This is a genomic window from uncultured Shimia sp. (assembly GCF_947498095.1).
Classification (GTDB): domain Bacteria; phylum Pseudomonadota; class Alphaproteobacteria; order Rhodobacterales; family Rhodobacteraceae; genus Shimia.
In genome coordinates this window covers 442,848-466,551 of record NZ_CANMJE010000003.1, presented here as the reverse complement: position 1 = coordinate 466,551, position 23,704 = coordinate 442,848, and the positions used below count along the sequence as shown (strand labels likewise).

Sequence of the window (23,704 nt, the reverse complement as noted above, 5' to 3'; positions counted from 1 at the left end):
CCCGCGCGCTGACGCAGATTGGTGTCCGCACGGGTCTTGGGGAACGCCATGGACGGAACGACCGACACCACACAGGAATGGGGACCTTTTGGTCGACCCCTGTTTGACGACCATTCAGCACGCGCGCTCAGCCGTGTTGGCGTGGTCGATGTAGGATCGAACTCGGTTCGGCTTGTGGTGTTTGACGGCGCTGCCCGAAGCCCGGCCTATTTCTACAATGAAAAAATCATGTGTGCCTTGGGTGCCGGGCTGTCAGAAACAGGACGTTTGAACCCCGAAGGACGCGAGCGAGCCCTTTCCGCAATCCGCCGTTTCCAGGAAGTCGCTCGTCAGATTTGTCACGGTGAGCTGACCGCCGTTGCCACTGCTGCGGTGCGCGAGGCCGAAGATGGGCCGGATTTCTGTGAAGAGGTTCTTCGTGAAACCGGGCTAAAGGTGCACGTAATCGACGGACAGGAAGAGGCCCGGTTGTCGGCGCAAGGTGTGCTTCTGGGTTGGCCCGGATCATATGGCCTCGTGTGCGACATCGGCGGATCTTCCATGGAGCTGGCAGAGATCGACCGCGACACTGTCGGCAAACGGGTGACCTCGGCTTTGGGCCCTCTCAAACTCAAGGACATCAAAGGCGGAAAGAAAGGGCGCCGCGCCTATATCAACGAGACTTTGGATGCCCTTAAGGAAGAAATGGGCAGCCAGCGAAATCGGCTATTTCTGGTTGGCGGTTCCTGGCGCGCCATTGCCCGGATCGACATGTATCGTCGCGGTTATCCACTGCACGTCCTGCATGAATACCGGATGAGCGCAAAGGCAATTAATGCCACGGCGGAATTCATCAAAGATCATGACCCCGAAGAGTTGCGACAGAAATGTGGGGTCTCGGCCAGCCGCATGGCCCTTGTGCCCTATGCCATCGATGTGCTGAAGGGCGTAATACGACGGTTCAAACCGCATGATATCGCAGTCAGTTCTTATGGTATCCGCGAAGGCATGCTCTATGAGCAGATGCCCGATCGTCTGCGTCGGCGTGATCCTTTGATCGAAGCCTGCCGATTTGCCGAAGCCAAGGATGCCCGCATCCCGGGGTGCGGCAAGGTGCTGTTCCAGTTCATTCAACCCCTATTCAATGCCGCCAACGAGGATCGGCGCCGCATCATCAAAGCGGCGTGTCTTTTGCATGATGTCAGTTGGCGCGCGCATCCAGACTATCGGGCGGAAACCTGTTTTGACTATGCAACCCGCGCGAATCTGGGTGGGTTGCGTCATTCCGAGCGCGTCTTTCTGGGAATGGCTTTGTTGCACCGCTATCGCAACAAATATGAAGGCACCCGGTTTGAGGATATGTTCGCCGTTCTGGACGACAAACAAAAGAAACAGGCCGAGGTGCTCGGCAAGGCGCTGCGCTTTGGTGCAATGCTTTGGATGGACAATTCAGCGGACACTGGCGAGCTAAAATGGCGTCCCAAGAAACGCCATCTGCAGCTGACATTGCCACCTACCGCCGCTGCCCTTTATGGCGAGGTCGCCAAAGCTCGGTTCCAGTCGTTATTGGATGCGCTGAACGCCACCGGAGAAGTGCGGATTTCAAAGTAGTCAGATGTCTGTCGCGCCGTCTTCGGCCTCGTCCGGGGTCTCTTCGACTGGCTTACGACGAATAATGATATCGCCATTTGGAAGTACTTCTGGCGCTTCATAAGCGCTCCAGTCCTCCACCTGTTCCAAGAGGTCAGCCAATGCTGGCCCCATTTCATTGGCAAACGAGTCCAATGCCGGCCCAAACTCTTCCGCCAGATCCCCAAGATCCTTCAGCGCTGGTTCCATCTGTTTTTGCAACCCTTCCAGAAACAGCAACAGGCCGTGTTCCATCATGGACCGGCCTTCGGTCTCATCAGTGGCCAAGGCAGGGCCAGCGGCAAGGGTTGCGATCAGGGCGACACGGGGTAACAGGGACACAGGTTTCATGGCTTAGATATAACCATCGAACGCTTTCGTTTAAAGGCTCAGACGTCGATATCCAGCACGACTGGGAAATGATCTGACGCGGTCAAAAGCGCATCCCTTAGCTCTGGCAAGGCATAACAGTCCGGATCATCGAAGGGATGCCAGATGCGCCATTCAGGGGACTTTGAGCGCAAGTCCGGTGAAATCATCACATAGTCCAGAAGGGCCTGAATATAGCGCTTTTTCTGGGCAATGTAGAAACGCGAGGTCGACGCCTGCGCCCCAAAGCGGGCCTGCATAGCCTGCCTCGCGTGTGGGTCATATAGGCAATCGTGGCCCAATTCGCCCATGATGATCTCAACCGATGAACGTCCGAACAGATCTTCGTACTCATCCAGACCGGGACCATCATTGAGATCCCCCAAAACAATCAATGGCTCGCCAGCTTCAAGGTGCTGCTCAACGCGATGCCGCAGCCAAATGGCCTGAGCCAGTTGTTTGCGTCGGTTGGCGATCGACATCTTCATAATCTCGTCACGGCCACGCGCGCCATGCGGAGCCTTGGATTTGAGATGCGCGCCTATCAGGCGCAGATCCGTTCCCTTTTGGGTGGTCAGGGCAACCTCGAGCGGTGGTTTGGAAAACCGCACCATGTCTTCAGTCGCATCCACATCAAGATCAATTCGAAAGACCCCGTCGAAACGCGGCGCATCCTTGGCGCCTTTCTTACCGGTTTCATGCCCTTGCGGGTCATGGCGGGCACTCAGTTTTTGAGGGTCATACAGCAGCGCGATTTCCTGCTGGGTGTCATTGCCAAAGCCGATCAAAGCCGTGTTGCTGCGCAGTCTGAAGGCATTGGCAAAGCTCTCCAGTGCCATAACAGACGAATGACGGCCGTTCTCATCCGGTGCCTCAATCACCATGATCGCATCGGCATCAATGGCCGTGAACACGATGCCCAGTGCTTCGATCTGCTGGGCGCGTGTGACGTCCTGTCGCCCGGACCAGCCATCGTCCATCAAAAGGCGGTCGGTGCTGTCAAACAGGTTCGAAAACCATTCGACGTTATAGGTGGCAATGCGCATCAGCCGCCGGATCCGTTGATCTCATCCCAGGCACGGTTGATGTCGCTCATGCGTTTCTCAGCCAGTTTCACAGCCTCTTCTGGGACACCGCGTGCAATCATGCTGTCAGGGTGCGTTTCGCGAACCAACTTGCGCCAAACTTTGCGAATTTCTTCCAACGGCATATCGGAAGGCACACCAAGAATCGTAAACGGATCGTTGTCGGCATCGGGCACAAACCGGGCACGCAAGGCGCGAAACTCAAGCTCGCTCATACCAAAGATGTCACCGACCCGTGCGAGAAAGGCATTCTCGTTCTCGTGGTATTCCCCATCCGCCATCGCGATGTGGAACAGCCCTTCCATCAGGTCGAGGTAGCTTTCGTGCTCTTCGCCGAAAAGTCCCTTGATCCGCAGCGCGTATTCTTCAAATCCGGCGACGTCCTGTCGGGCAAGGTTGAATACGCGCGCAGCACCAGCTTCGTCACTGCGTGCGATTTGAAACACCTCGCGAAAGGCGGTGACTTCATCACGCGTTACCAAACCGTCGGCCTTAGCCATCTTGGCGCCCAAGGCCACGACGGCAATTGCAAAGGCGACCGAGCGCTCGGGCGGCGTTCTTAAATGCTCAAAGACATTGGCAAGGCTCTCGCCTTTGGCCAACGACGCGACGACATTGCTGATGCGGGTCCAGATCGACATGACGACAGCTTATGTGCTCATGAAAGGAATGTCATCGCGACATCAGAGGATTTTCTGCATCAGCACAAGATCCATCCAACGATCAAACTTGCGGCCGACCTGAGGCATCTTTCCGACCTGCTCAAATCCAATCGCCGCGTGAAAGGCAATCGCCGCAGCGTTTTCTCCGCCAATCCCTGCGACCAAGGCATGTACGCCCTGACCCTTCGCGACTTGCTCCAACTCTAACATCAATGCTCGGCCTGCGCCCTTCCCTCGTGCGCTCTGATCCAAATAGATTGTGTGTTCCATTGTGTGGGCGTAACCAACGCCGTTTCTGAATGGAAAGAATGTTGCAAAACCAATGACTTGATCGCCCAGTTCTGCAACCCGAAACGCAGGGCCACACGCCGCGATCTGCGACGCGACCTCATCGTCCGGTTTTTCAACCGAGTTGAACGTGCTGACGCCATCGCAGATTTCCCGGTTCCAGATTTGTGCGATGACCGGAGCGTCTTTTGGAATGGCTGGACGCAAAATCATCGCAGAACTCGTGTGCCGTTTGGGCCATCAAACGTGGCTTGCATGTCGAAATCGCCAGAAACAAACACCACTCTTGGATCATTCAGAGGGACGGTTTCGCTCAGCCACTTGGCTTCGGGATGAGCAATCTCAAGACGCATCAAGCGCAGCCCGGCGGATGGCAGCGACAGCCCCGGCAAATTTTCAACCTGCCACTGAATCAAGGCTGGAAACGCCCCGTCACAGGGCAACTTACCATTCGCAGGCACGGCCATTTTCCAGCGAAGATCACCGCGGGTCAGGGCAACGGGGTCTCCTGCCCCTTTAGGCAGACCTTCCAAAGCGCTCTCCAGATCATCAACACGGCAAATCCAATTGGTGATCCGCGGCCCGCCTTTGAAAACATCAAGGTCAAACCACCGCGGATAGGACGGGGCCGGCACCGTTGGATCGGCGGCAATCGATTCAAGATAGAGCCCATCCTCAAGACCGATCAGGCGATTATGCGTGGCAAAATGGGCGTGCTGCCCTCCCGCACCCATTTTGACGCCCAGACTTTCTTCGACATGAGACACGGCCTCATCCAGAGTCAGTGCTGATACGGCAAAATGGTCAAAAATCACTTGAAGCTCCCAAAGCCTTTTAGGCCGAAAAAAGATCGACCGCTCCCGCGCATCATGACCTTATGTTCTGAGAAAGTGAAAGACTGATGATTGTGAAAACGAAACAATCGGCTCCGGCGGCAACTCAGCGTCAAGGCATATTCATTGCGGGGTAAATCCGAGCCTCTGGGACCAAGAAACCGAGGTATTTTGCCAAGACGCCCTTTTTTGACCGACTCCGCGCGTGGCTCGATTGATTTTGGTTACAGACTGGCATATCTCGTCATGAATTGTGCAGATCACCACGTTTATGGCAACATAGGCTAAGGAACAGGAAGTGTCAGTGACCATAGACGACCATTTGCTCATCATCATCGCACTGTTGCCATTTATCGGGGCGCTCGTTCCCGGGATCATGATCCGCGCTGGCCGGAACGCTTGCGCCACGTTCACTGCGGTACCGACGGCGCTGGCCCTGATCATGCTTTTGGTCAAAGCGCCGGCGGTCATGAGCGGACAGGTTATCACGGCCGAGATCGAATGGTTGCCGCAACTGGGCTTGTCGGCCTCCTTCTTCCTGGACGGCCTTGGACTGCTCTTTGCCGGGATGATCCTTGGCGTTGGGCTTTTGATTACGCTTTATGCGCGTTTCTACCTGTCGGGCGATGACCCGATGGGACAGTTCTATACATTTTTGCTGCTGTTCCAGGGCGCAATGCTGGGCATTGTTCTTTCTGACAACATCCTTCTTTTGTTGATTTTTTGGGAATTGACGTCGCTTAGCTCATTCCTGTTGATCGGTTATTGGAAGCACCTGCCTGAAGGCCGTCAGGGCGCGCGCATGGCTCTGGCCGTGACCGGTGCAGGTGGATTGGCGATGATCGGTGGCATGCTGATCCTTGGCAATATCGTGGGCAGCTACAACCTGACCGATATCCTGAAAGCAGGAGACCTGATCCGTGCTTCGGACTGGTACATGCCAGCATTGATCTTGATCTTATTGGGTGCCTTTACCAAGTCGGCCCAGTTCCCGTTCCATTTCTGGCTGCCCCACGCGATGGCCGCGCCAACACCGGTGTCGGCCTATCTGCACTCAGCCACCATGGTGAAAGCGGGTGTTTTCCTGATGGCGCGGATGTGGCCTGCTTTGGCAGGAACTGACGCCTGGTTCTACATTGTCGCCACCACCGGCCTAGTCACAATGGTCATCGGCGCGCTGATCGCGCTGTTCAAGGATGACCTCAAGGCGCTTCTCGCGTACTCGACTGTCAGCCATCTTGGCCTTTTGACGATGCTTTTGGGCTTTGGCACGCCGCTCGCAGCGATGGCCGCTGTCTTCCATATTATCAACCACCTGACGTTCAAGGCAGCGCTGTTTATGACCGCGGGTATCGTCGATCATGAGACCCATACCCGCGACATCAAACGGCTGGGTGGTTTGCGCAAATTGATGCCGATCACCTTTGTGATTGGAACGTTGGCGGCGCTGTCGATGGCGGGAATTCCGCTCTTGAACGGGTTTCTGTCGAAAGAGTTGATGCTCGAGGAAGCCGCCCATACCAAATGGGCGGGCAGCTACTATGCCGTTCCGGTCATGGCCACGATTGGCGCGCTGTTGTCCGTGGCCTATTCGTTCCGCTTTATCGGCCACGTATTCCTGGGGCCTGTACGGGACGACTATCCGTCCAAGCCCCATGACCCGCCCTTTGGTCTGTGGGCCGCGCCGGCATTGCTGGTCGTGCTGGTCGTGCTGATCGGTTTGATGCCCTTCCTCGCTGAGCCGCTGGTCAAGACCGCCGCCTATGCGGTCACGGGCGGAGACATGCCCTATTTCCACCTCAAGATCTGGCATGGATTTACCCCCGCGCTCTACATGTCCGGCTTTGCGACGCTGGCGGGTTTCATTCTGTTGCTCATGCATGCGCCGCTTGACCGGATTTGGGCTGCGATGCCGCGTCCCGAGGCCAAGGCCATCTTTGATCGGCTGATCGCAGCGCTGGTCGCCGTCTCACGCAGGATCAGCGAAGCCACGCATGACGGAGCGATGTCGCGCTATCTGGCGATCTTCGTTGTGGCCACAACCGCGCTTGGCTACCTTGCCTGGCGCGATGCCGGCATGCCCGCACCAACGCGTGAGCTTTTGCCGATCCCACCGCTGGTTTTCGTAGGCTGGATCCTTCTGCTTGCGGCCACGGTTTCGGTCGTCTTCTTGCACCGCCAGCGGTTCCTGGCGCTGGTTGTGATCGGCGTTATTGGCCTGACCATCTCGGTCGGGTTCGTGTACCTCTCGGCACCCGACCTCGCGCTGACCCAGATTTCGGTTGAAACCGTCACAATTATGTTGCTGCTTCTCGCGTTGCACTACATGCCCAAATCCTCGCCCATTGAAAGTGGCACAGGACGTCGTTTACGAGACGGTGTGATTGCGCTGGCAGCAGGCGGTGGCGTAGGTGCGCTGGCCTATAGCTTCATGCTGCGCAATACCTCGACGATTTCGCAATACCATCTGGACAACTCTTACGAGGGCGGTGGCGGCACCAACGTTGTCAACGTTATCCTCGTGGACTTCCGGGGTTACGACACCTATGGCGAGATCATCGTTCTGGGCATCGCCGGGCTGATCATCTACGCAGTGATTGAGGCCCTGCTGAACGGGCCCGCTGCCCGCAAATTGCGCAATGCAGATTTCTCAGCTGACCGCTCCCGCGACCGCCACCCCTTGATGATGGTGATCGCGACGCGGGTAATGATGCCGGTGGCGTTTATGGTTGGCGCTTATATCTTCCTGCGCGGCCACAACCAGCCGGGCGGTGGATTTGTTGCAGGCCTTGTCATCTCGATCGCGCTCTTGATGCAATACATGGCGTCAGGGTTTGCATGGACGCAAATGCGTCAGCGCATCCATTACCACTCGTTCATCGGCTGGGGCGTTTTGGTGGCCGGGCTTACCGGAGCCGCAGCATGGCTCTATGCCTCGCCGTTCCTCACCAGTCTTTATGGTTATGTGAAGCTCCCACTCATCGAGAAATTTGGCATCGGAACCGCCTTTTTCTTTGACCTTGGAGTGTTCCTCGCCGTGCTTGGTGCCGTCATGCTGATGTTGCATTCGTTGTCGCGGATCGCGCGCTTTGCCGGTGAAACCGTGAATGTCGAGCCGATGGACTACGACCCGTCTGACCACGGTCAGGCGGAAGAGAAGGAAAACTGATATGGAAATAGTTGTCGCCAGCTCCGTGGCTGCCCTGACAGCTGCCGGGGTTTACCTGATCCTGAGATTGAGGACGTTTGCTACGATCCTGGGTCTTGCGCTTCTGTCCTATGCGGTGAACGTCTTCCTGTTTTCCTCGGGCCGCTTGGCCATCGACCTGCCACCGATCCTTTCGAAATACGGCGATGCCGGCTATACCGACCCGCTGCCCCAGGCGCTGGTGCTGACCGCGATCGTGATTTCCTTTGGCATGACCGCGGTACTCGTGATGGTGGCCCTTGGCGCATTTGTGGAATCCGATGACGACAAGATAGACATGGACAGCCCTGACGAGACCGAGGAGGGCAACGCGCCATGAATCACTGGATCATTGCGCCCGTCGTACTTCCGGCGCTTCTTGCCCCTGTTATTGGCTTCGTTATGCGCCACGACATCGTGTTGGCGCGTACGGCTTCGATTTTTGGCGCCGTTGCGATGCTGGCTATCGCCGTAGGGCTTTTCGTTATGTCCGGTGGCGATCCTCAGGTTTACTACTTGGGCAACTGGCCTGCACCGTTTGGCATCGTGCTCGTGCTGGACCGTTTGTCTGCGGTAATGGTGTTGTTGACCAGCGTCTTGGCACTGATTGTGCTGTTACATGCGGTTGCGACGGGCTGGGACAGCCGGGGACGGCATTTTCACGCCCTGTTCCAGTTCCAGCTGATGGGCATCGTCGGCGCCTTTCTGACCGGCGATATCTTCAACCTCTTTGTGTTCTTCGAAATCCTGCTGATCGCCTCTTATGGTCTGATGATCCACTCTGGTGGCAAAGATCGGATGCGCGCTGGCCTGCAATATGTGGTGATAAACCTTGCCGGTTCCACCCTGTTCCTGTTTGCGCTGGGTGTGTTGTATGCGACGACAGGCACGCTGAACATCGCCGATCTGGCGCTGAGACTGCAAGAGATCCCTCCCGAAGAAGCGGCGCTGGTCCGCGTCGCCGCGATGCTCTTATTGATCGTCTTCGGCCTCAAGGCGGCCTTGTTCCCGGTTCAATTCTGGCTGCCGGCCACATACGCCAACGCCCCTGCCCCGGTCGCTGCACTGTTCGCGATCATGACCAAAGTCGGTGCCTATGCGATCCTGCGCATACACACGGTGGTGTTTGGCCCTGGCATCGACGCGACCGATGGACTTGTACAGACATGGCTTTTGCCCGCTGCCATTGTCACCATCGCGATTGGCGCAATTGGAGTGCTTGGCGCGCGCCGTCTGATGCCATTGATCGCCTTCTCGGTTGTCGGCTCGATGGGGACACTGATGGCTGCAATCTCGGCCTTTACACCCGAGGCGACAACGGCCGCTCTCTATTATCTGGTGCATTCGACCTTCGCCGCGGCGGTGCTGTTCCTCGTTGCAGATCTGGTTGTCACACGCCGTGGCAGAGACAGTCTCGCTGTACAACCGGCGACCGTGCAGAATGGCCTCTTCGCAGCATTGTTCTTTGCCGCCGCCATCGCCATGGCTGGCATGCCACCCCTCAGTGGCTTCCTCGGCAAACTTTTGGTCCTAGATGCCCTGCGCGATCCCGGCACCATGGTGTGGGCCTGGGCCGCCATCCTGCTCGGTTCTCTCTTAACCATTGTGGGTTTGGCACGTGCGGGCAGCCAGCTGTTCTGGAAATCGGTCAGCGTTACCAATGACGACGCAGACGAAGAAACACCCGAAGCTGACGAGGATCCAACGAAGCGCCCCGCCGGAGCCACCGAAGTCGCGCCTACCGTGGTAGCACTCGCAGTTCTGGCCGCGCTGACTGTTTTGGCGGGACCGGTCTCAAACTACCTCGACGGGGCGACCGAGCAGTTGTTTGACCGCGACGGCTATGTGACATCTGTCCTCGGCACCGAGGGGGAGGAATGACATGATCAGCAGGCTGATCCCACATCCGCTTCTGAGCATCACCCTGACATTGGTCTGGCTGGGCCTCGTGAACAAGGTAACGCCCGGCAACCTGTTGCTTGGCGCCATCTTCGGGTTGGTCGTTCCCATGATCACTGCGCCCTATTGGCCGGATCAACCGACGCTGCGCCGCCCCTTGGTCGTCGTTCGATACATCCTTGTCGCACTTTCGGACATCGTTGTAGCCAATGTTCAGGTGGCTCTGATGATCGCGTTTAAGCCCAATGCCAATTTCAAATCCCGTTGGATCACCGTCCCGCTGGAGCTGACCTCTCCCGAGGCCATCACCGTGCTGGCTGGTACAATCACCATGACACCCGGTACCCTGTCGGCAATGCTGTCGGCTGATGCAAGTTCAATTCTGGTTCACTGCCTTCATACCGAAGACCCTGAGGGCGAGGTCGCCAACATCAAGCAGCGCTACGAAAGACCCCTGAAGGAGATATTCGAATGATCACTGCAGCCTTGTTGTTTGCCTTTGCCTGCTTTGGCGTCGGATTGCTGATGTGCCTCTGGCGAATGCTGGTGGGAACGGACTCTGCGGATCGGATCCTTGCCCTGGACACCATGGTGATCAACGTCATCGCGCTTTTGGTGCTCTATGGCATTCTGAAAGGGACGGCGATCTATTTCGAGGCGGCCATGCTGGTCGCAATGGTCGGTTTTGTTTCCACCGTCGCCTATTGCCGCTTTGTACTGCGCGGCGACATCATCGAGTGAGGGGACCACTGTGGCATCTGTTTCAGAAATCTTGATCGCCTTTTTCATTGTCTGTGGAGGTCTGTTTGGTCTGGTCGGGTCCTTTGGTCTGATCAAACTGCGTGAGTCTATGCAGCGTCTGCACGGCCCGACCAAAGCGACGACGCTCGGGATCGGTTGTGTGCTCATCGCCTCCATGCTCTATGCGCTTTTGGTCAAGGATACCGTTTCGTTTCACGAACTCCTGATCACCCTGTTTCTCTTCCTGACGGCACCAATAACCGCGAACTTTGTCGCCAAAACTTATATCATCAGGAACATCAAAGAAGACGACCTGCCAGGCTCGCAATCAGAGTATGGTTGGTCGGTTTACGACGATCCGCCCCCCACCAAGGGCGAATGACCCTCGCAGCGTTAGCCTGTGTCTGACAAAGCAGAAGAGCAAACACAACGCGGCCCCATAACGGGGCCGTTTTCATTTTGCGACGGCCAACAGGCCCGCAACGTTGAGATGACGTTCCATGTGGTCCGCCAGAAGATCGAGCGTCGCTTCGACCGTTGCATCATAGCCTACGCCAGAAGACGCGGCGCCAAGCGATGCCAGCCACGCAGCACGAAAATCATCATCACGGAACATGCCGTGCAAGTAACTGCCAGCAATGCAACCATCGGCGCTCTGCGCCCCTTCTTCGCGGCCCTCGACCATGGCAAAGGGGCGGGATCGATCGGAACCTGTGGTGCGACCGATGTGAATCTCATAGCCATGAAACGGGGTATGAGAGGCCGCGTGTACAGCGCGTGTCTCGGTCAGTTGTTTGTCCCCGGTCATGACCGTTTCAACCTGCAATAGGCCCAGCCCTTCTACCTCGCCTGCGGGACCTTCGATCCCCTCGGGGTCGCGGATCATCTGGCCAAGCATCTGATATCCCCCGCAAATCCCAAGCACATGCCCACCGCGTCGCACATGCGCCTGAAGATCGACGTCCCATCCCTGCTCGCGCAAGAATGCAAGGTCGCCACGGGTGGATTTGCTACCGGGGATGATAACGAGGTCGGTGTCACCCGGGATCGGCTGACCGGCGCGCAGCATGGTCAGGCTTACGCTGTCTTCCTGCGCCAAGGGATCGAGGTCATCAAAGTTGGCGATACGTGATAGACCGAGGCAGACGATGTTCAGATCACCTGTTCCCTTGCCATTCGCGATGTCCAGACCATCCTCAGCAGGCAACTTCCAAGCCTCTGGAAAATATGGAAAAACGCCAAATCCCGGCCATCCAGTCTGCTGTTCAATCATGGCGTAGCCGTCGTCAAACAGGCTCGGGTCACCACGGAACTTGTTGACCATGAAACCGGCGACCAGCGCGGCGTCTTCGGCAGAGATCACGGCCTGTGTGCCAACGATCTGTGCAATTACGCCTCCGCGATCGATATCACAGGCCAAAATGACGGGAATATCAGCGGCTTGGGCAAATCCCATATTGGCGATGTCACCAGCGCGGAGGTTGACCTCGGCGGGGCTGCCCGCGCCCTCAACAATCACCAGATCATTGCTTGATTTTAAACGGTTGAAGCTCTCAAGCACCTTTTCCATCAAGCTGGGCTTCAGCGCCGCATAGTCGCGCGCCTTGACGGTGGTCAGCCGTCGCCCCTGCACCACAACTTGAGACCCGACATCAGTTTCGGGCTTCAAAAGAACCGGATTCATATCTGTTATCATAGGCTTGCCACAAGCCAGCGCCTGCAACGCCTGTGCCCGTCCGATCTCGCCCCCATCCGAGGTCACGGCGGCATTGTTGGACATATTCTGGGGCTTGAACGGGGCGACAGAGAGACCCTGGCGGGTAGCCGCGCGACAAAGGCCCGCGACCAGCATGGACTTGCCAACATTCGAGCCGGTGCCCTGGATCATCAACGCGCGGGTCATATGCTCAGAAGCCCGTTTGTACCGTTCTGTACATTCTTCAAACCCCGTTTTTTCCGTTTTCCACTTAGATTTCTGTTAGCGGACATGACCCAATCAAGCCTGTTTCGGCAAAAACGCCTCGACTGCGGCCGAGGCGATGATCAGTACATTGCCAGTGTCGGGATTGGTGACGTTGAGGCCGCCGAAAGTGGCGGTAACGGTCGCCTGTCCGCGCGGGAGTTTGGCGGTCAGGGCGGCAATATCCACCTGATCCGGGTCCTGCACGCCAACGGTGACCTGCACGCGCATCTGGGCGTGATCCAAGCCCAGCGCATCGAACATCGGGATCGAGGAATGGCGGATGGCGTCTTCGATGGCACGGGCGGCGGCCTTGGTATAGTCCTGCCCGTATTGGTCGTTGCCCATGCCCATTTCGATGATGAAACGCTGATCGCTCATGAGGAGACCTCCAGATCAAGTGCCACGGAGATGGCGACATTGGCGATGACGGTGGGATTGCCGACCGGGCGCGGCACGTCGAGGCCCCCCGCAACCGGGGTGACGGTGACCTGACCATAGGGGAAGATCTCGGCAACCTTGGCGGTGTCGATCTGGTCGGGCTGCTGAACGCCGACCTCCACCGTGATGATCATCTCTTCTTTTTCTTTGCCAAAGAGTTCCGCGAGGTTGATCGAGTTGTGCCAAAGCGCATCTTTCACGGCACGACAAGCAGCTTGGGTGTAATCCTGACGACGCAGCGATGAGCCCATACCAAATTCGGTGAGCAGGCGTTTTTTCATGCTTCAGCCTCCACTGTGTTAACTGGCATAGGGCAGCGCACGTCCCGAGGTGGGTGCAAAGCGCCCGCCAGGGGGGCGGGTCGGGCGCTGACCGGGCGGATCGCCCGGTCTGTATCTTGGAGAGCGGTCATCAAAACTCCACCCCCTTCTGCGCCTTGATGCCGTCCCGGAAGGGATGTTTCAGCAGGGTCATTTCGGTGACCAGATCGGCGGTTTCAATCAGTTCGGGTTTGGCGTTGCGACCGGTCAGCAGGACGTGGGTCATATCGGGTTTCTCGGTGAGGAGGAAATCGACAACGTCGTCGATGTTCAGATAGTCGTTGCGCAGCGCGATGTTGATCTCGTCCAGCATGACGAATTGATTGGCGGGATCGCGGATCAGTTGTTTGGCAAGTTCCCAGCCTGCCTCGGCCTTGGCAATGTCGCGCTCGCGGTCCTGGGTTTCCCATGTAAAGCCTTCTCCGGAGACGTGGAATTTCACCTCTTTCGGGAAGTGCTCTTCCAGAAATGCACGCTCGCCGGTGGCCCAGTTGCCTTTGATGAACTGCACAACGGCGACGGGCATTCCATGGGCGATGCAACGCATGATCATGCCAAACCCTGAGGATGACTTGCCTTTTCCGGGGCCGGTGTGGACGATGATGAGGCCCTTTTCGTCGGTCTTCCCCTCCATCATGCGGTCGCGGGCAGCCTTGATTTTCTTCATCTTTTCAGTGTGGCGGGCGTTTTGGTCGGTCTCGGACATGGGGGCCTCGTGGGGGTCGCGGTTTCAGGAGGGCACAGAAGCATAGCAGATCACCAAGCACAAGCAGGCGCGCGACACATCAGGTATTGCGCGCGCCACTGAAGACCGGGCGGGGCACCGGCCCGTGCAGAGCGGGCAGGAAAAGGGCCGCATAAAGCAGCCAGCCCACGCACCACAGCAGTGCCGCAAGGTCCAGCGCATCGAACATGCGCGCCCAAGTGGCCACCCAGATGCAGCCAAAGGCCAGGACTATGCCCGCGCGGGGACGCAAACCATCAGGGGTGCGCCGCGCAATGGACCGTGCCGAGACGGCGAGGATCAACCCACCCATGGCGCCCATGATCAGGGCGTGGAGGGCTTGCGGTTCGGTAAGGGGGCCAGTGCCGTTCAGCGACGCCCCCCAGAGATAGGTGCCGGTGGGCAGCCAGAGAAAGCCAAGGGCAAGGATGGCGAGAAGCGGATTATGGAGTGTGCTTTTTAGAGACCAGAAGGCCATGCGGGCGATCAGCAAGAGGGCCGTGAGACGCAGGAACCCTCCGGCAATCTCCGGGCGCGCGGTGACAAGGCCCATGACCGCCATAAGAAGCGCAGCAATTGCCAGAGGGGAGAGCCAGGCCGGTTCGTCGTGCGGGGTTTGCCCACGCAAGATGGCCGCCCGTGAGAGGAAGGCCGGAACCAATTGGCCACCCACCACGATCAAAAGGAGGCTGAAGCCAAGGATGGGCAGATAGGGCGCCCAAAGGGGCAGCGCGGTGGTGTGGAGCTTGGTGATCCAGAGAGCAGAGCCCACACCGGCCGCAAGGCAGAACATGAGAAAACCGGGGCGCCCCGGTTTGCCGCCTTTGCGGGTCTCGGCACGTAGCACTAAGGCAATCACAATGAAGAACGCCAGCGATGTGACCGCGCTGAGAGGATAGAGCCCTGTGAGCAGACCCAGCCGCGTGGCCACCCATAGCAATGCCAGCAGCATAAGCGGCCAGCCCGAAGGGGGTGCCCGCACCGTCCAGCTGGGACACGCCGTCAGCAGATAGCCCGCAAGTGCAGCCCCGGCAAACCCAAAGGTCATCTCATGAATGTGCCAGCCAAGCGAGAGGTCCAGATTCGCGACCCACTGCCAAAGCCCCACACAAAGCGCAGCCCAAAGGGCCGCCAAAGGAAACATGACACGATAAGATGCAGCCCAAAGGCCGGTTTTAGGCCAAACCCGGTCGGAACTGGTCACCTCGGCTGCCAAAGGGGTGTCTCCTGCTTGACAAAGGGCCTGCGCCTGCCTCAGTTGGGTAGGCTGGTGCCTGTTTTAGGACAGGTGAATAGGGAATGCGATACGGGATTGTGACACAGGGTTGTGGCACGCCCCCAAAGCGCAGCCGCCCCCGCGACCGTGACCGGAGAGGTTGCCCGCTGCCACTGACATGTTCGGGAAGGCAGGGTGACCGCAGGCGAAAGCCGGAATCCGCAAGCCGGGAGACCTGCCAGCACAGAGATGACGTTAACCGGACGGGGTGTTTCGGTGTCGGGCTGTCACATGGCTTCCCGTCCTTTTCCCCGCCCCATATGAGGGATGAGACATGGCGGACGCGAACGCGCCAGTTGAACTGATGGTCTGTACGACCTGCCGGGCGGGCCAGCCCACTGATGTGGAAGGCCCCCGCCCCGGTGCAAGGCTTTTCGAGGCCCTGCAAGCCAGCGATTTGCCGGAACACGTGACGCTGACCCCGGTTGAGTGTTTTTCCAACTGCGACTTTGGCTGCTCGATCACGTTGCGCGGCGGTGAAGGACGTTGGACTTATGTCTATGGCAACTTTACCGGCGCCGACGATGTCGCGCTGGTCGCCGAAGGGGCCAGCAAGTATGCCGCCACCGCCGACGGGTTGGTCCCGTGGCGTGAGCGTTCTATCCATTTCCGCAAAAACTGTATCGCTCGTATTCCGCCCCTGGAGGCCCCTGATGTCTAACCTCGAAAAACTTCCCGTCACCGTGATCACCGGCTTTCTTGGGTCAGGTAAAACCACGCTGATCCGCAACCTGATGCAGAACCCGCAGGGCAAACGACTGGCGATTGTGGTCAATGAGTTTGGCGACGTCGGTGTGGATGGTGAAATCCTGAAATCCTGCGCCATTCCCGATTGCCCGGAAGAAAACATCATGGAGCTATCCAACGGATGCATCTGTTGCACCGTGGCCGATGATTTCATTCCCACCATCGAACAGTTGATGGCGCTGGAGCCGCGTCCTGATCATATCGTGATCGAGACCTCGGGACTGGCGCTGCCGAAGCCACTGCTCAAGGCGTTTGACTGGCCCGATATTCGCTCAAAGATCACCGTTGACGGTGTGATTGCGCTGGCAGATGCCGAAGCTGTTGCCGATGGACGTTTTGCCCCAAACGTGGCTGCCGTCGACGCCCAGCGCGAGGCCGATGACTCGCTGGACCACGAAACCCCGCTCAGCGAAGTTTTTGAAGATCAGGTGTCTTGCGCGGACATCGTGCTGTTGACCAAGCCGGATCTGGCGGGCGCCGATGGCGTGGCCAAAGCCAGGGCCATTGTTCTGGCCGAAGCGCCGCGCGCCCTGCCCGTCGTGGAAGTGGCCGAAGGCGTTGTGGATGCACGCGTGATCCTTGGGCTGGAAGCGGCTGCCGAAGATGACATGGACAATCGCCCGAGCCATCATGATGGCCATGACGATCACGAGCATGATGACTTTGAAAGCGTTGTGATCGACATTCCAGAGCAGGCTGACCCTGCAGCCTTTGCGGCCAAGATCGAAAAGCTGGCCAAGGATCAGAACATCCTGCGGATCAAAGGGTATGCCGCCGTTACAGGCAAACCGATGCGCCTGCTGGTTCAGGCCGTTGGCGCGCGGGTGCGGCATCAGTTTGATCGCCCCTGGAAGCCCGAGGAAGGCCGTCAGGGCCGCATGGTCGTGATTGCCGAGCACGACGACGTGAATGAGGCAGTGATCCGCGCGGCGTTGGTTGATTAACAGACATGCATGTCGTCTTTCGTGAAAGCCACGGGTTAGAGGAATCTGAAACCCCCACCGATCTGGGCCAAAGCCCAGCGGATCTGGTGGTGTTGTCATTTTCTGACAGTGACCTTGGGGCTTTCGCGGCAGGCTGGCATCGTGGCAAGGATGATCTGCCAACATTGCGGCTGGCCAACATTGCCGCGCTGAAACATCCCTTGTCGGTCGACACATACATCGAGCAGACGCTCGTTGGAGCTAAGGCGATTTTGATCCGGTTGATCGGCGGGATTTCCTATTGGCCTTATGGCATCCAGCAGATTGAGACCTTGGCGCGCGAAAAAGGCATCGCACTGGCCGTTTTGCCTGCGGATGGGCGACCAGATGCGCGGTTGGATGATGTCTCGACCCTGCCCGCGTCGACCCTACATCGGCTGACTCATCTCTGTGACACTGGCGGCGCCGTTGCGGCACAAGCCGCGCTGGCTCAGCTGGCGCTTGCGGCGGGGCTCTATGCTAAACCCGTGCCGGGACGCAAGACACTGCCTTTGGTTGGCGGCTGGACCCCGGAATCCGGGGTTTGCGCGCCAAAAGATATGCGTGACCCCAGCAAGCCGCTGATCGCGCTGACCTTTTATCGCGCCTATCTAACCGCCGCAGACACGCAGCCGATTGAAGCCCTGTTCCAAGAGTTTCGCGGCCGGGGTTATGACGTGATCGGCTTGTTTGCGCCTTCGTTAAAGGCACCGTGCGGACGCACGGCGATGTCGCTCTATCTCAATGCTCTGAAGCCTGCGGCCATCGTCAATGCGACCGCCTTTTCTGGCAAGGGCAATGACGGGATATCACCGCTGGATGGCACGGGCGCGCCGGTGTTTCAGGTGGCGTTGGCGACCTCAACCCAAAAGGCATGGGCCGAAGCCGAGCGCGGGTTGTCGCCTGCAGATCTGGCGATGCATGTGGTGTTGCCGGAAGTAGACGGGCGGCTGTTTGCGGGCGTGGCGTCTTTCAAGGAATCCGGAACCCGCGACGCCGAGCTTGAGTTTGCCCGGATCGCGCACTCTGCAGATCCGCAGCGGGTTTCAGCGATCGTCGATCATGTCGATGGATGGGTACGGCTGACGGCCAAGCCATCTGCGAAAATGCGGCCTGTCTTTGTGCTATCGACCTATCCGGGGCGCGATTGGAACATGGCCCACGCCGTAGGGTTGGACCCGCTGGCGAGTGTCGAGGCCATGCTGGAGGATTTGGCAGGCGCCGGGTATCAAATCGGACTCCCCCCCCAAGGCGGGAGTGTTCCTTTGTCGGACGCCCTGTTGACTGAAACGCTGAGTTGGGGAGTGGATGACTACAAAGCTGCCTTGGCCTCCCTGCCCCAAGCTCTGCGCGATGATCTGACCGAGACATGGGGTGCCGTGGAAGATGATCCGGCCTGCCGCAATGGGGCGATCCATTTCGCTGCCACGACGCGCGGCAATGCGCTGGTTGCCTTGCAGCCCGAGCGCGGCACGCCAGAAGCACGGGACGACGAATATCACGACCTAAGCCGCACACCGCGCCATTCTTACGTGGCGTTTTATCTCTGGCTGCGCCAAGCCCATCAGGCCAACGCGCTGATCCACGTGGGCGCGCATGGCACCTTGGAGTGGTTGCCCGGGAAATCGGTCGCCTTGTCCGACGCATGCTGGCCTGAGGCACTCATTGGAAACTTGCCTGTAATCTATCCGTTTATCGTCAACGACCCCGGCGAGGCTGCACAGGCTAAACGGCGCATTGGCGCGCTGACATTGGGCCATGTGCCGCCTCCGTTGAAGGTCAGCGCAACGCCGCAGCGGTTCTCACGACTGGAAAGCTTGCTGGACGAGTTCTCAAACGCCGACGGGCTGGACCCGAAACGGCGTGACCGCTTGCAGGCGGATATTCGCGATGAGGCGCAGGCCTTGGGCTTGGGGGATGAGCTGGGGCTGGACGCTGCAACCTCTCTGGCCGAGACCATCACCCGGATCGATACCTTCGTGTGCGACATCAAAGAGAGCCAGTTTGGCGATGGGCTGCATGTGTTTGGTCGCGCACCCGAAACGGCCGGCGCGTTTGACGCCACGGCCTCGGCCCAATCCGAACGCGCCGCGCTACTCGACGCCTTGGCGGGCAAACGTATTGCGGCGGGGCCGTCCGGCTCGCCTTATCGCGGGCGCACGGATGTGCTGCCAACCGGGCGCAACCTTTTCACCACAGACCCGCGGTCTGTCCCGACACGGGCCGCCTATGCCCAAGGCGTGGCGCTGGCAGAAGAACTGGTACGGCGGCATCTGCAGGAAGAGGGCGACTATCCAAAGACCCTGATTGTTGATCTCTGGGGCTCGGCCACCATGCGCACGGCGGGTGAAGAATTTGCCATGGCCCTGCATCTTTTGGGCGCGAAACCCGTCTGGGATGAAGGCAGCGAGCGGGTCTCAGGGGTTGAAATCCTGCCTATCGCGTTGCTGGATCGGCCCCGGATCGACGTCACGCTGCGGGTGTCTGGTCTGTTTCGTGACGTGTTCCCGACACTCTCGGCACTGTTCACGCAAGCCGTCAAAGCCCTTGCAGACCGGGATGAGGCTGCAGATTGGAACCCCTTTGCGGGTCGCGTGACCGCGCCCCGTGTCTATGGCCCGGCTCCCGGCAGCTATGGGCTCGGCATGGGCCACAGTCTTGAGGACTACACCGACGAAGGCCGACGTGAAGCAGGTGAAGCCTGGCTGACTGCTTCGTCCTTTGCATTGGACCGCGAGATACCTGTGCGGGACCGTGATGGCATTCGCGACCGTGTCGCCGAAGCCGATACATTTGTACATTTACAGGACATGCCGGAAACCGATCTCTTGCTGGCCAGTGACTATGCTGCGCATGAGGCAGGCTTTGCCGCTGCGCAAAAGATCACCGGCGGCAAAGAGGCCGCGCTCTATCACATAGACAACACTAACCCCGATACACCGCGTGCGCGCACCCTGCCCGAGGAAATTGCCCGTGTCGTGCATGCGCGCGCAACCAACCCGGACTGGCTGGCCGGCATGATGCGACACGGGTTCCGGGGGGGGGCCGAGATTGCCGCAACTTTGGACCACATGGCATCTTTCGCGCATCTGGCAGGCGCCGTGCCACCGCAATTGTTTGATGCCTATCACGATGCCACGCTGGGCAATGAGGACATCCTGGCCTTTCTTGAACGCGAGAACCCCAAAGCGCTGGCCGCGATGAAAGATCGCTTCAATGCATTGCATGCCGCAGGCCTCTGGGCCACGCGCCGCAATTCAATTCTGGCTGATCTGGAGACGCTCTCATGACGCGCCCCGACCCCAAAGGCTGGTGCCCCGGCGCCTATCGACCAATGATGTCTGGCGATGGTCTGGTGGTACGCGTGCGACCCGAGTTTGCGCGGCTCACCCGTGCACAGATACAGGGATTGTGTGATCTGTCCCTGACCTACGGCTCTGGGCTGATCGACCTGACCTCGCGGGCGAACCTGCAAATCCGTGGCGTTGGTGAGGACGACCATGAGGCTTTGCTGCAAGACCTCGCGGACCTCGGCCTGCTGAAGGACGATCCCGACCTTGAGGCCCGTCGCAATATCCTGATGGCCCCCACATGGCAGATGGACGATGACACATATCGCATCACATCTGAGCTGATGAAGCGACTGGCGGAACTGCCCCCTCTGCCCGCCAAGGTCGGGTTCGCGGTGGATACGGGGAAGACACCGGTGCTAAGCACAAATTCGGCGGACTTCCGGATTGAACGGGATGAACTTGGTGGATTGATTTTACGGGCGGACGGTGCAGCATTGGGCCGGCCCGTGACGGTCGAGACGGCAGTCACATCGCTGATCGATATGGCGCACTGGTTCGTCGACACTGGCGGTCCCACTAACCGGCGCATGGCCCCACATTTGGACAAGATGTCCCTACCTTCGGCTTGGTCAACGACAGCCCCGGCCAAGACGGAGGAAACGCTGGTTCCCGGAGCGCATGAATTGGGCACGGCTTATGGCGTCGCCTTTGGACAAATCGAGGCCAAGGCTCTGAAAAGGCTATTGAACCAGACGGACGCAACGGCCCTTAGGGTGACGCCGTGGCGGTTGTTTCTGTTGGAAAACGGCGCCGAGGTCGACAGCGTGGATTTCATCACCGACGGTCAAGACCCTCTGCTTAGGGTCAATGCCTGCCCGGGCACGCCGTTTTGTACCGCCGCAAGCGTCGACACGCGCGGCATCGCGCGCGAGCTAGCCCATGTGATCACGGGGCCGCTGCATATCTCGGGCTGTGCCAAGGGCTGCGCCATGCCACGCAAATGCCGCACGACATTGGTGGGCCGCAATGGCGCTTTCGATCTTGTCCGCGATGGCGTGCCGTGGGATGAGCCCCGACTAACTGGCCTTGCGCCCGACACTTTGACCGACCGCATCGGAGAGAAATGATGCCGTATGAATACGAGAAAAACGGCCAGGCGATCTATGATGAAAGCTTTGCCACCATCCGCCGTGAGGCCAAGCTGGACGGGTTTGACAAAGACGAAGAACAGGTCGTTGTACGGATGATCCACGCGGCAGGCATGGTCGGGCTCGAGGACCATGTAAAGTTCACCCCCGGCATGGTCGCCGCCGCCCGTACTGCGATGGAAAACGGTGCGCCGATCTTCTGCGATGCGCGCATGGTGTCTGGTGGCGTCACCCGCCCGCGCCTTCCCGCCGACAACGAGGTGATCTGCACATTGCACGCGGATGGCATCCATGATCTGGCCGCCAAAATCGGCAACACACGGTCTGCCGCCGCATTAGAGCATTGGCGTGACCGTCTGGGTGGGTCGATTGTTGCTATTGGCAATGCCCCGACCGCGCTTTTTCACTTGTTGAACATGTTGGAAGATCCCACCTGCCCGCGCCCCGCCGCGATCATCGGTTGTCCCGTGGGGTTTGTAGGGGCGCGTGAAAGCAAAGACGCGCTATGGGCGGATCAACCGGTGCCGTGCATGATTGTTGAGGGCAGGTTGGGTGGCTCGGCGATGACCGTTGCTGCCATCAATGCAATCGCGAGCCGTAAGGAATGAGCATGGGTAAGATTTATGGGTTAGGCCTTGGCCCCGGTGACCCCGAATTGATGAGCCTGAAAACCCACCGCTTGCTGACAAACGCCAAGCATGTGGCTTTTTTCCGCAAAAAGGGCCGATCTGGTCAGGCGCGCAAGATGGTCGACGGGTTGCTGCCCGAGGGCGTGATCGAATTCCCGATGGAATACCCGGTAACCACGGAAATCCCAGTCACGGACCCGCGCTATAATGAGCTTTTGTCCGCGTTTTATGCCGAGGTTTCCGTGCATCTGCGCTCGCTGGCTGAATCCGGTGAAGACGTCGTGGTGCTGTGCGAGGGTGATCCGTTTTTCTATGGCTCATTCATGCATCTCTACACGCGCCTGAACCATTTGGTAGATGTCGAGGTGGTCCCCGCCATCACCGGCATGAGTGGCGCCTGGACCGCGACCGGCGCGCCGATCACATGGGGCGACGATGTGTTGACCGTATTGATGGGCACACTTGAGGAAAAAGACCTCGTGCGGCACATGGATGACACGGATGCGCTGGTGGTGATGAAGATCGGGCGCAATTTCGACAAGGTGGTGCGGGCGTTGAAAGTGTCGGGCAAGTATGACGATGCTTGGATCGTGCAGTTTGCGACCATGCCAAACCAAACGATCTGCAAACTGTCAGAGATGACGGAAAAGGTAACACCCTATTTCTCAATCATCGTGGTGCATGGTCAGGGACGCCGCCCGTGACAGGCTGGATCGTCATAGCGGGGCTTGGGCCGGGAGATGACGCGCTGGTGACGCCCGAAGTGCAGGACGCGCTGGATCAGGCCACGGATATTGTTGGCTATATTCCTTACGTGGCGCGGGTCGCGCCGCGAGAGGGTCTCACGCTGCACCCCAGCGACAACCGCGTTGAAATCGACCGCTCGCGCCACGCGCTTGAGATGGCCAGCGACGGCAAGCGTGTGGTTGTGGTTTCATCTGGCGATCCGGGTGTCTTTGCAATGGCCGCAGCGGTGCTGGAAGCGGTGGAACATGGTGCGCCTGCATGGCGCGACCTCGACATCCGCGTGTTGCCGGGGATCACGGCGATGCTGGCGGCGGCGGCGGCCTGTGGCGCGCCTTTGGGTCATGATTTCTGTGCGATCAACCTCAGCGACAACATGAAGCCTTGGGCCCTGATCGAGAAACGACTGCGGCTGGCGGCGGAAGCAGATTTCGCGATGGCGTTCTATAATCCGCGCTCGAAATCACGCCCTGAGGGGTTTGGTAAGGCGTTGAAAACGCTACAGGATGCCTGTGGCGATAACCGCCCAATGATCTTTGCCCGCAATGTCTCGCGCCCGGATCAGACGATCCGCATTGTACCGCTGAATGAAGTGCAAGAGGATATGGCGGATATGCGCACAGTGGTCCTGTTGGGCTCGTCGCAAACGCGGATCATTGAGCGCGACGGTGCGCCGTTGGTCTATACGCCGCGCTCGGTGGGCGAATAAATGGCCTCGGATCGCCAGCGATCCGGGATGCGCCCGCCCGCCCCCCAGGCGGGTGCATTCGCACGCCTCTCGGTCGGAC

The 23,704-nt window shown here is 58.9% G+C and carries 24 protein-coding genes and 1 riboswitch; of the genes, 14 read left to right on the top strand and 10 right to left on the bottom strand.

Annotation, left to right across the window (positions count from 1 at the left end; all coding sequences use genetic code 11):
* The first annotated feature begins 48 nt into the window (after positions 1-48).
* The gene (locus Q0932_RS08440; RefSeq protein ID WP_299351329.1) at positions 49-1,590 is read left to right on the top strand and encodes a Ppx/GppA family phosphatase; all 1,542 of its coding nucleotides are present in this window, start codon (positions 49-51) and stop codon (positions 1,588-1,590) included.
* Here Q0932_RS08440 and Q0932_RS08435 read toward each other — a convergent pair whose 3' ends face one another.
* The 5 genes from Q0932_RS08435 to Q0932_RS08415 are packed head-to-tail and all read right to left on the bottom strand — an operon-like array spanning position 1,591 to position 4,827.
* The gene (locus Q0932_RS08435) at positions 1,591-1,959 is read right to left on the bottom strand and encodes a hypothetical protein (protein WP_299351327.1); all 369 of its coding nucleotides are present in this window, start codon (positions 1,957-1,959) and stop codon (positions 1,591-1,593) included. It lies immediately after the preceding gene.
* A gap of 38 nt (positions 1,960-1,997) precedes the next feature.
* Positions 1,998-3,023: an endonuclease/exonuclease/phosphatase family protein gene (locus tag Q0932_RS08430; protein ID WP_299351326.1), complete on the bottom strand. Its 1,026-nt coding sequence runs from the start codon at positions 3,021-3,023 to the stop codon at positions 1,998-2,000.
* Entirely contained in the window at positions 3,023-3,703 is a 681-nt protein-coding gene (locus Q0932_RS08425; RefSeq protein WP_299351324.1) for a molecular chaperone DjiA, read from the bottom strand. Before Q0932_RS08425 ends, Q0932_RS08430 begins: the two co-directional genes overlap by 1 nt.
* A gap of 42 nt (positions 3,704-3,745) precedes the next feature.
* Positions 3,746-4,225 (bottom strand): GNAT family N-acetyltransferase, encoded by a 480-nt coding sequence (locus tag Q0932_RS08420; protein ID WP_299351322.1) that lies wholly within the window; start codon positions 4,223-4,225, stop codon positions 3,746-3,748.
* Complete coding sequence (locus Q0932_RS08415; RefSeq protein WP_299351320.1) at positions 4,222-4,827, bottom strand: VOC family protein; 606 nt, start codon at positions 4,825-4,827, stop codon at positions 4,222-4,224. Before Q0932_RS08415 ends, Q0932_RS08420 begins: the two co-directional genes overlap by 4 nt.
* A gap of 322 nt (positions 4,828-5,149) precedes the next feature.
* Here Q0932_RS08415 and Q0932_RS08410 point away from each other — a divergent pair, with 322 nt between their 5' ends.
* The 6 genes from Q0932_RS08410 to Q0932_RS08385 are packed head-to-tail and all read left to right on the top strand — an operon-like array spanning position 5,150 to position 11,054.
* Positions 5,150-8,014: a monovalent cation/H+ antiporter subunit A gene (locus tag Q0932_RS08410; protein ID WP_299351318.1), complete on the top strand. Its 2,865-nt coding sequence runs from the start codon at positions 5,150-5,152 to the stop codon at positions 8,012-8,014.
* Between the two features lies 1 nt (position 8,015).
* Complete coding sequence (locus Q0932_RS08405; RefSeq protein ID WP_299351316.1) at positions 8,016-8,372, top strand: Na+/H+ antiporter subunit C; 357 nt, start codon at positions 8,016-8,018, stop codon at positions 8,370-8,372.
* The gene (locus tag Q0932_RS08400) at positions 8,369-9,913 is read left to right on the top strand and encodes a monovalent cation/H+ antiporter subunit D (protein ID WP_299351314.1); all 1,545 of its coding nucleotides are present in this window, start codon (positions 8,369-8,371) and stop codon (positions 9,911-9,913) included. The genes Q0932_RS08405 and Q0932_RS08400 overlap by 4 nt, the downstream gene beginning before the upstream one ends.
* A 1-nt stretch (position 9,914) precedes the next feature.
* The gene (locus Q0932_RS08395; protein ID WP_299351312.1) at positions 9,915-10,406 is read left to right on the top strand and encodes a Na+/H+ antiporter subunit E; all 492 of its coding nucleotides are present in this window, start codon (positions 9,915-9,917) and stop codon (positions 10,404-10,406) included.
* Positions 10,403-10,672 (top strand): K+/H+ antiporter subunit F, encoded by a 270-nt coding sequence (locus Q0932_RS08390; RefSeq protein ID WP_299351310.1) that lies wholly within the window; start codon positions 10,403-10,405, stop codon positions 10,670-10,672. Before Q0932_RS08395 ends, Q0932_RS08390 begins: the two co-directional genes overlap by 4 nt.
* 10 nt (positions 10,673-10,682) lie before the next feature.
* Positions 10,683-11,054: a Na+/H+ antiporter subunit G gene (locus Q0932_RS08385; RefSeq protein WP_299351308.1), complete on the top strand. Its 372-nt coding sequence runs from the start codon at positions 10,683-10,685 to the stop codon at positions 11,052-11,054.
* A gap of 72 nt (positions 11,055-11,126) precedes the next feature.
* Here Q0932_RS08385 and Q0932_RS08380 read toward each other — a convergent pair whose 3' ends face one another.
* The 5 genes from Q0932_RS08380 to Q0932_RS08360 form a co-directional block, all read right to left on the bottom strand.
* Complete coding sequence (locus tag Q0932_RS08380) at positions 11,127-12,575, bottom strand: cobyric acid synthase (RefSeq protein WP_299351306.1); 1,449 nt, start codon at positions 12,573-12,575, stop codon at positions 11,127-11,129.
* A 93-nt stretch (positions 12,576-12,668) separates the two neighbouring features.
* Positions 12,669-13,013 (bottom strand): Lin0512 family protein, encoded by a 345-nt coding sequence (locus Q0932_RS08375; RefSeq protein WP_299351304.1) that lies wholly within the window; start codon positions 13,011-13,013, stop codon positions 12,669-12,671.
* Positions 13,010-13,354, bottom strand: coding sequence for a Lin0512 family protein (locus tag Q0932_RS08370; RefSeq protein ID WP_299351303.1), 345 nt, complete (start codon positions 13,352-13,354; stop codon positions 13,010-13,012). The genes Q0932_RS08375 and Q0932_RS08370 overlap by 4 nt, the downstream gene beginning before the upstream one ends.
* Positions 13,355-13,484: 130 nt before the next feature.
* Positions 13,485-14,099, bottom strand: a complete 615-nt coding sequence (cobO, locus tag Q0932_RS08365) for a cob(I)yrinic acid a,c-diamide adenosyltransferase (RefSeq protein ID WP_299351301.1) — start codon at positions 14,097-14,099, stop codon at positions 13,485-13,487.
* 79 nt (positions 14,100-14,178) lie between these two features.
* Entirely contained in the window at positions 14,179-15,333 is a 1,155-nt protein-coding gene (locus Q0932_RS08360; RefSeq protein WP_299351299.1) for an NnrS family protein, read from the bottom strand.
* A gap of 35 nt (positions 15,334-15,368) precedes the next feature.
* A riboswitch (cobalamin riboswitch) is annotated at positions 15,369-15,591 on the top strand.
* Between the two features lie 76 nt (positions 15,592-15,667).
* Between Q0932_RS08360 and Q0932_RS08355 the strand changes: the two genes are divergently transcribed.
* The 7 genes from Q0932_RS08355 to cobJ are packed head-to-tail and all read left to right on the top strand — an operon-like array spanning position 15,668 to position 23,625.
* Complete coding sequence (locus Q0932_RS08355) at positions 15,668-16,054, top strand: DUF1636 domain-containing protein (RefSeq protein ID WP_299351297.1); 387 nt, start codon at positions 15,668-15,670, stop codon at positions 16,052-16,054.
* Positions 16,047-17,084 carry a cobalamin biosynthesis protein CobW gene (gene cobW / locus Q0932_RS08350; RefSeq protein WP_299351295.1) on the top strand — a complete coding sequence of 346 codons (1,038 nt, stop codon included), beginning with the start codon at positions 16,047-16,049 and terminating at the stop codon, positions 17,082-17,084. The genes Q0932_RS08355 and cobW overlap by 8 nt, the downstream gene beginning before the upstream one ends.
* A 5-nt stretch (positions 17,085-17,089) precedes the next feature.
* Entirely contained in the window at positions 17,090-20,392 is a 3,303-nt protein-coding gene (gene cobN, locus Q0932_RS08345; protein ID WP_299351293.1) for a cobaltochelatase subunit CobN, read from the top strand.
* Positions 20,389-21,522: a cobalamin biosynthesis protein CobG gene (locus tag Q0932_RS08340; RefSeq protein WP_299351291.1), complete on the top strand. Its 1,134-nt coding sequence runs from the start codon at positions 20,389-20,391 to the stop codon at positions 21,520-21,522. The genes cobN and Q0932_RS08340 overlap by 4 nt, the downstream gene beginning before the upstream one ends.
* Positions 21,522-22,151, top strand: coding sequence for a precorrin-8X methylmutase (locus tag Q0932_RS08335; RefSeq protein ID WP_299351289.1), 630 nt, complete (start codon positions 21,522-21,524; stop codon positions 22,149-22,151). Before Q0932_RS08340 ends, Q0932_RS08335 begins: the two co-directional genes overlap by 1 nt.
* Positions 22,148-22,876: a precorrin-2 C(20)-methyltransferase gene (locus Q0932_RS08330; RefSeq protein WP_299351287.1), complete on the top strand. Its 729-nt coding sequence runs from the start codon at positions 22,148-22,150 to the stop codon at positions 22,874-22,876. Before Q0932_RS08335 ends, Q0932_RS08330 begins: the two co-directional genes overlap by 4 nt.
* Positions 22,873-23,625, top strand: a complete 753-nt coding sequence (gene cobJ / locus Q0932_RS08325) for a precorrin-3B C(17)-methyltransferase (RefSeq protein ID WP_299351286.1) — start codon at positions 22,873-22,875, stop codon at positions 23,623-23,625. Before Q0932_RS08330 ends, cobJ begins: the two co-directional genes overlap by 4 nt.
* Positions 23,626-23,704 lie beyond the last annotated feature (79 nt).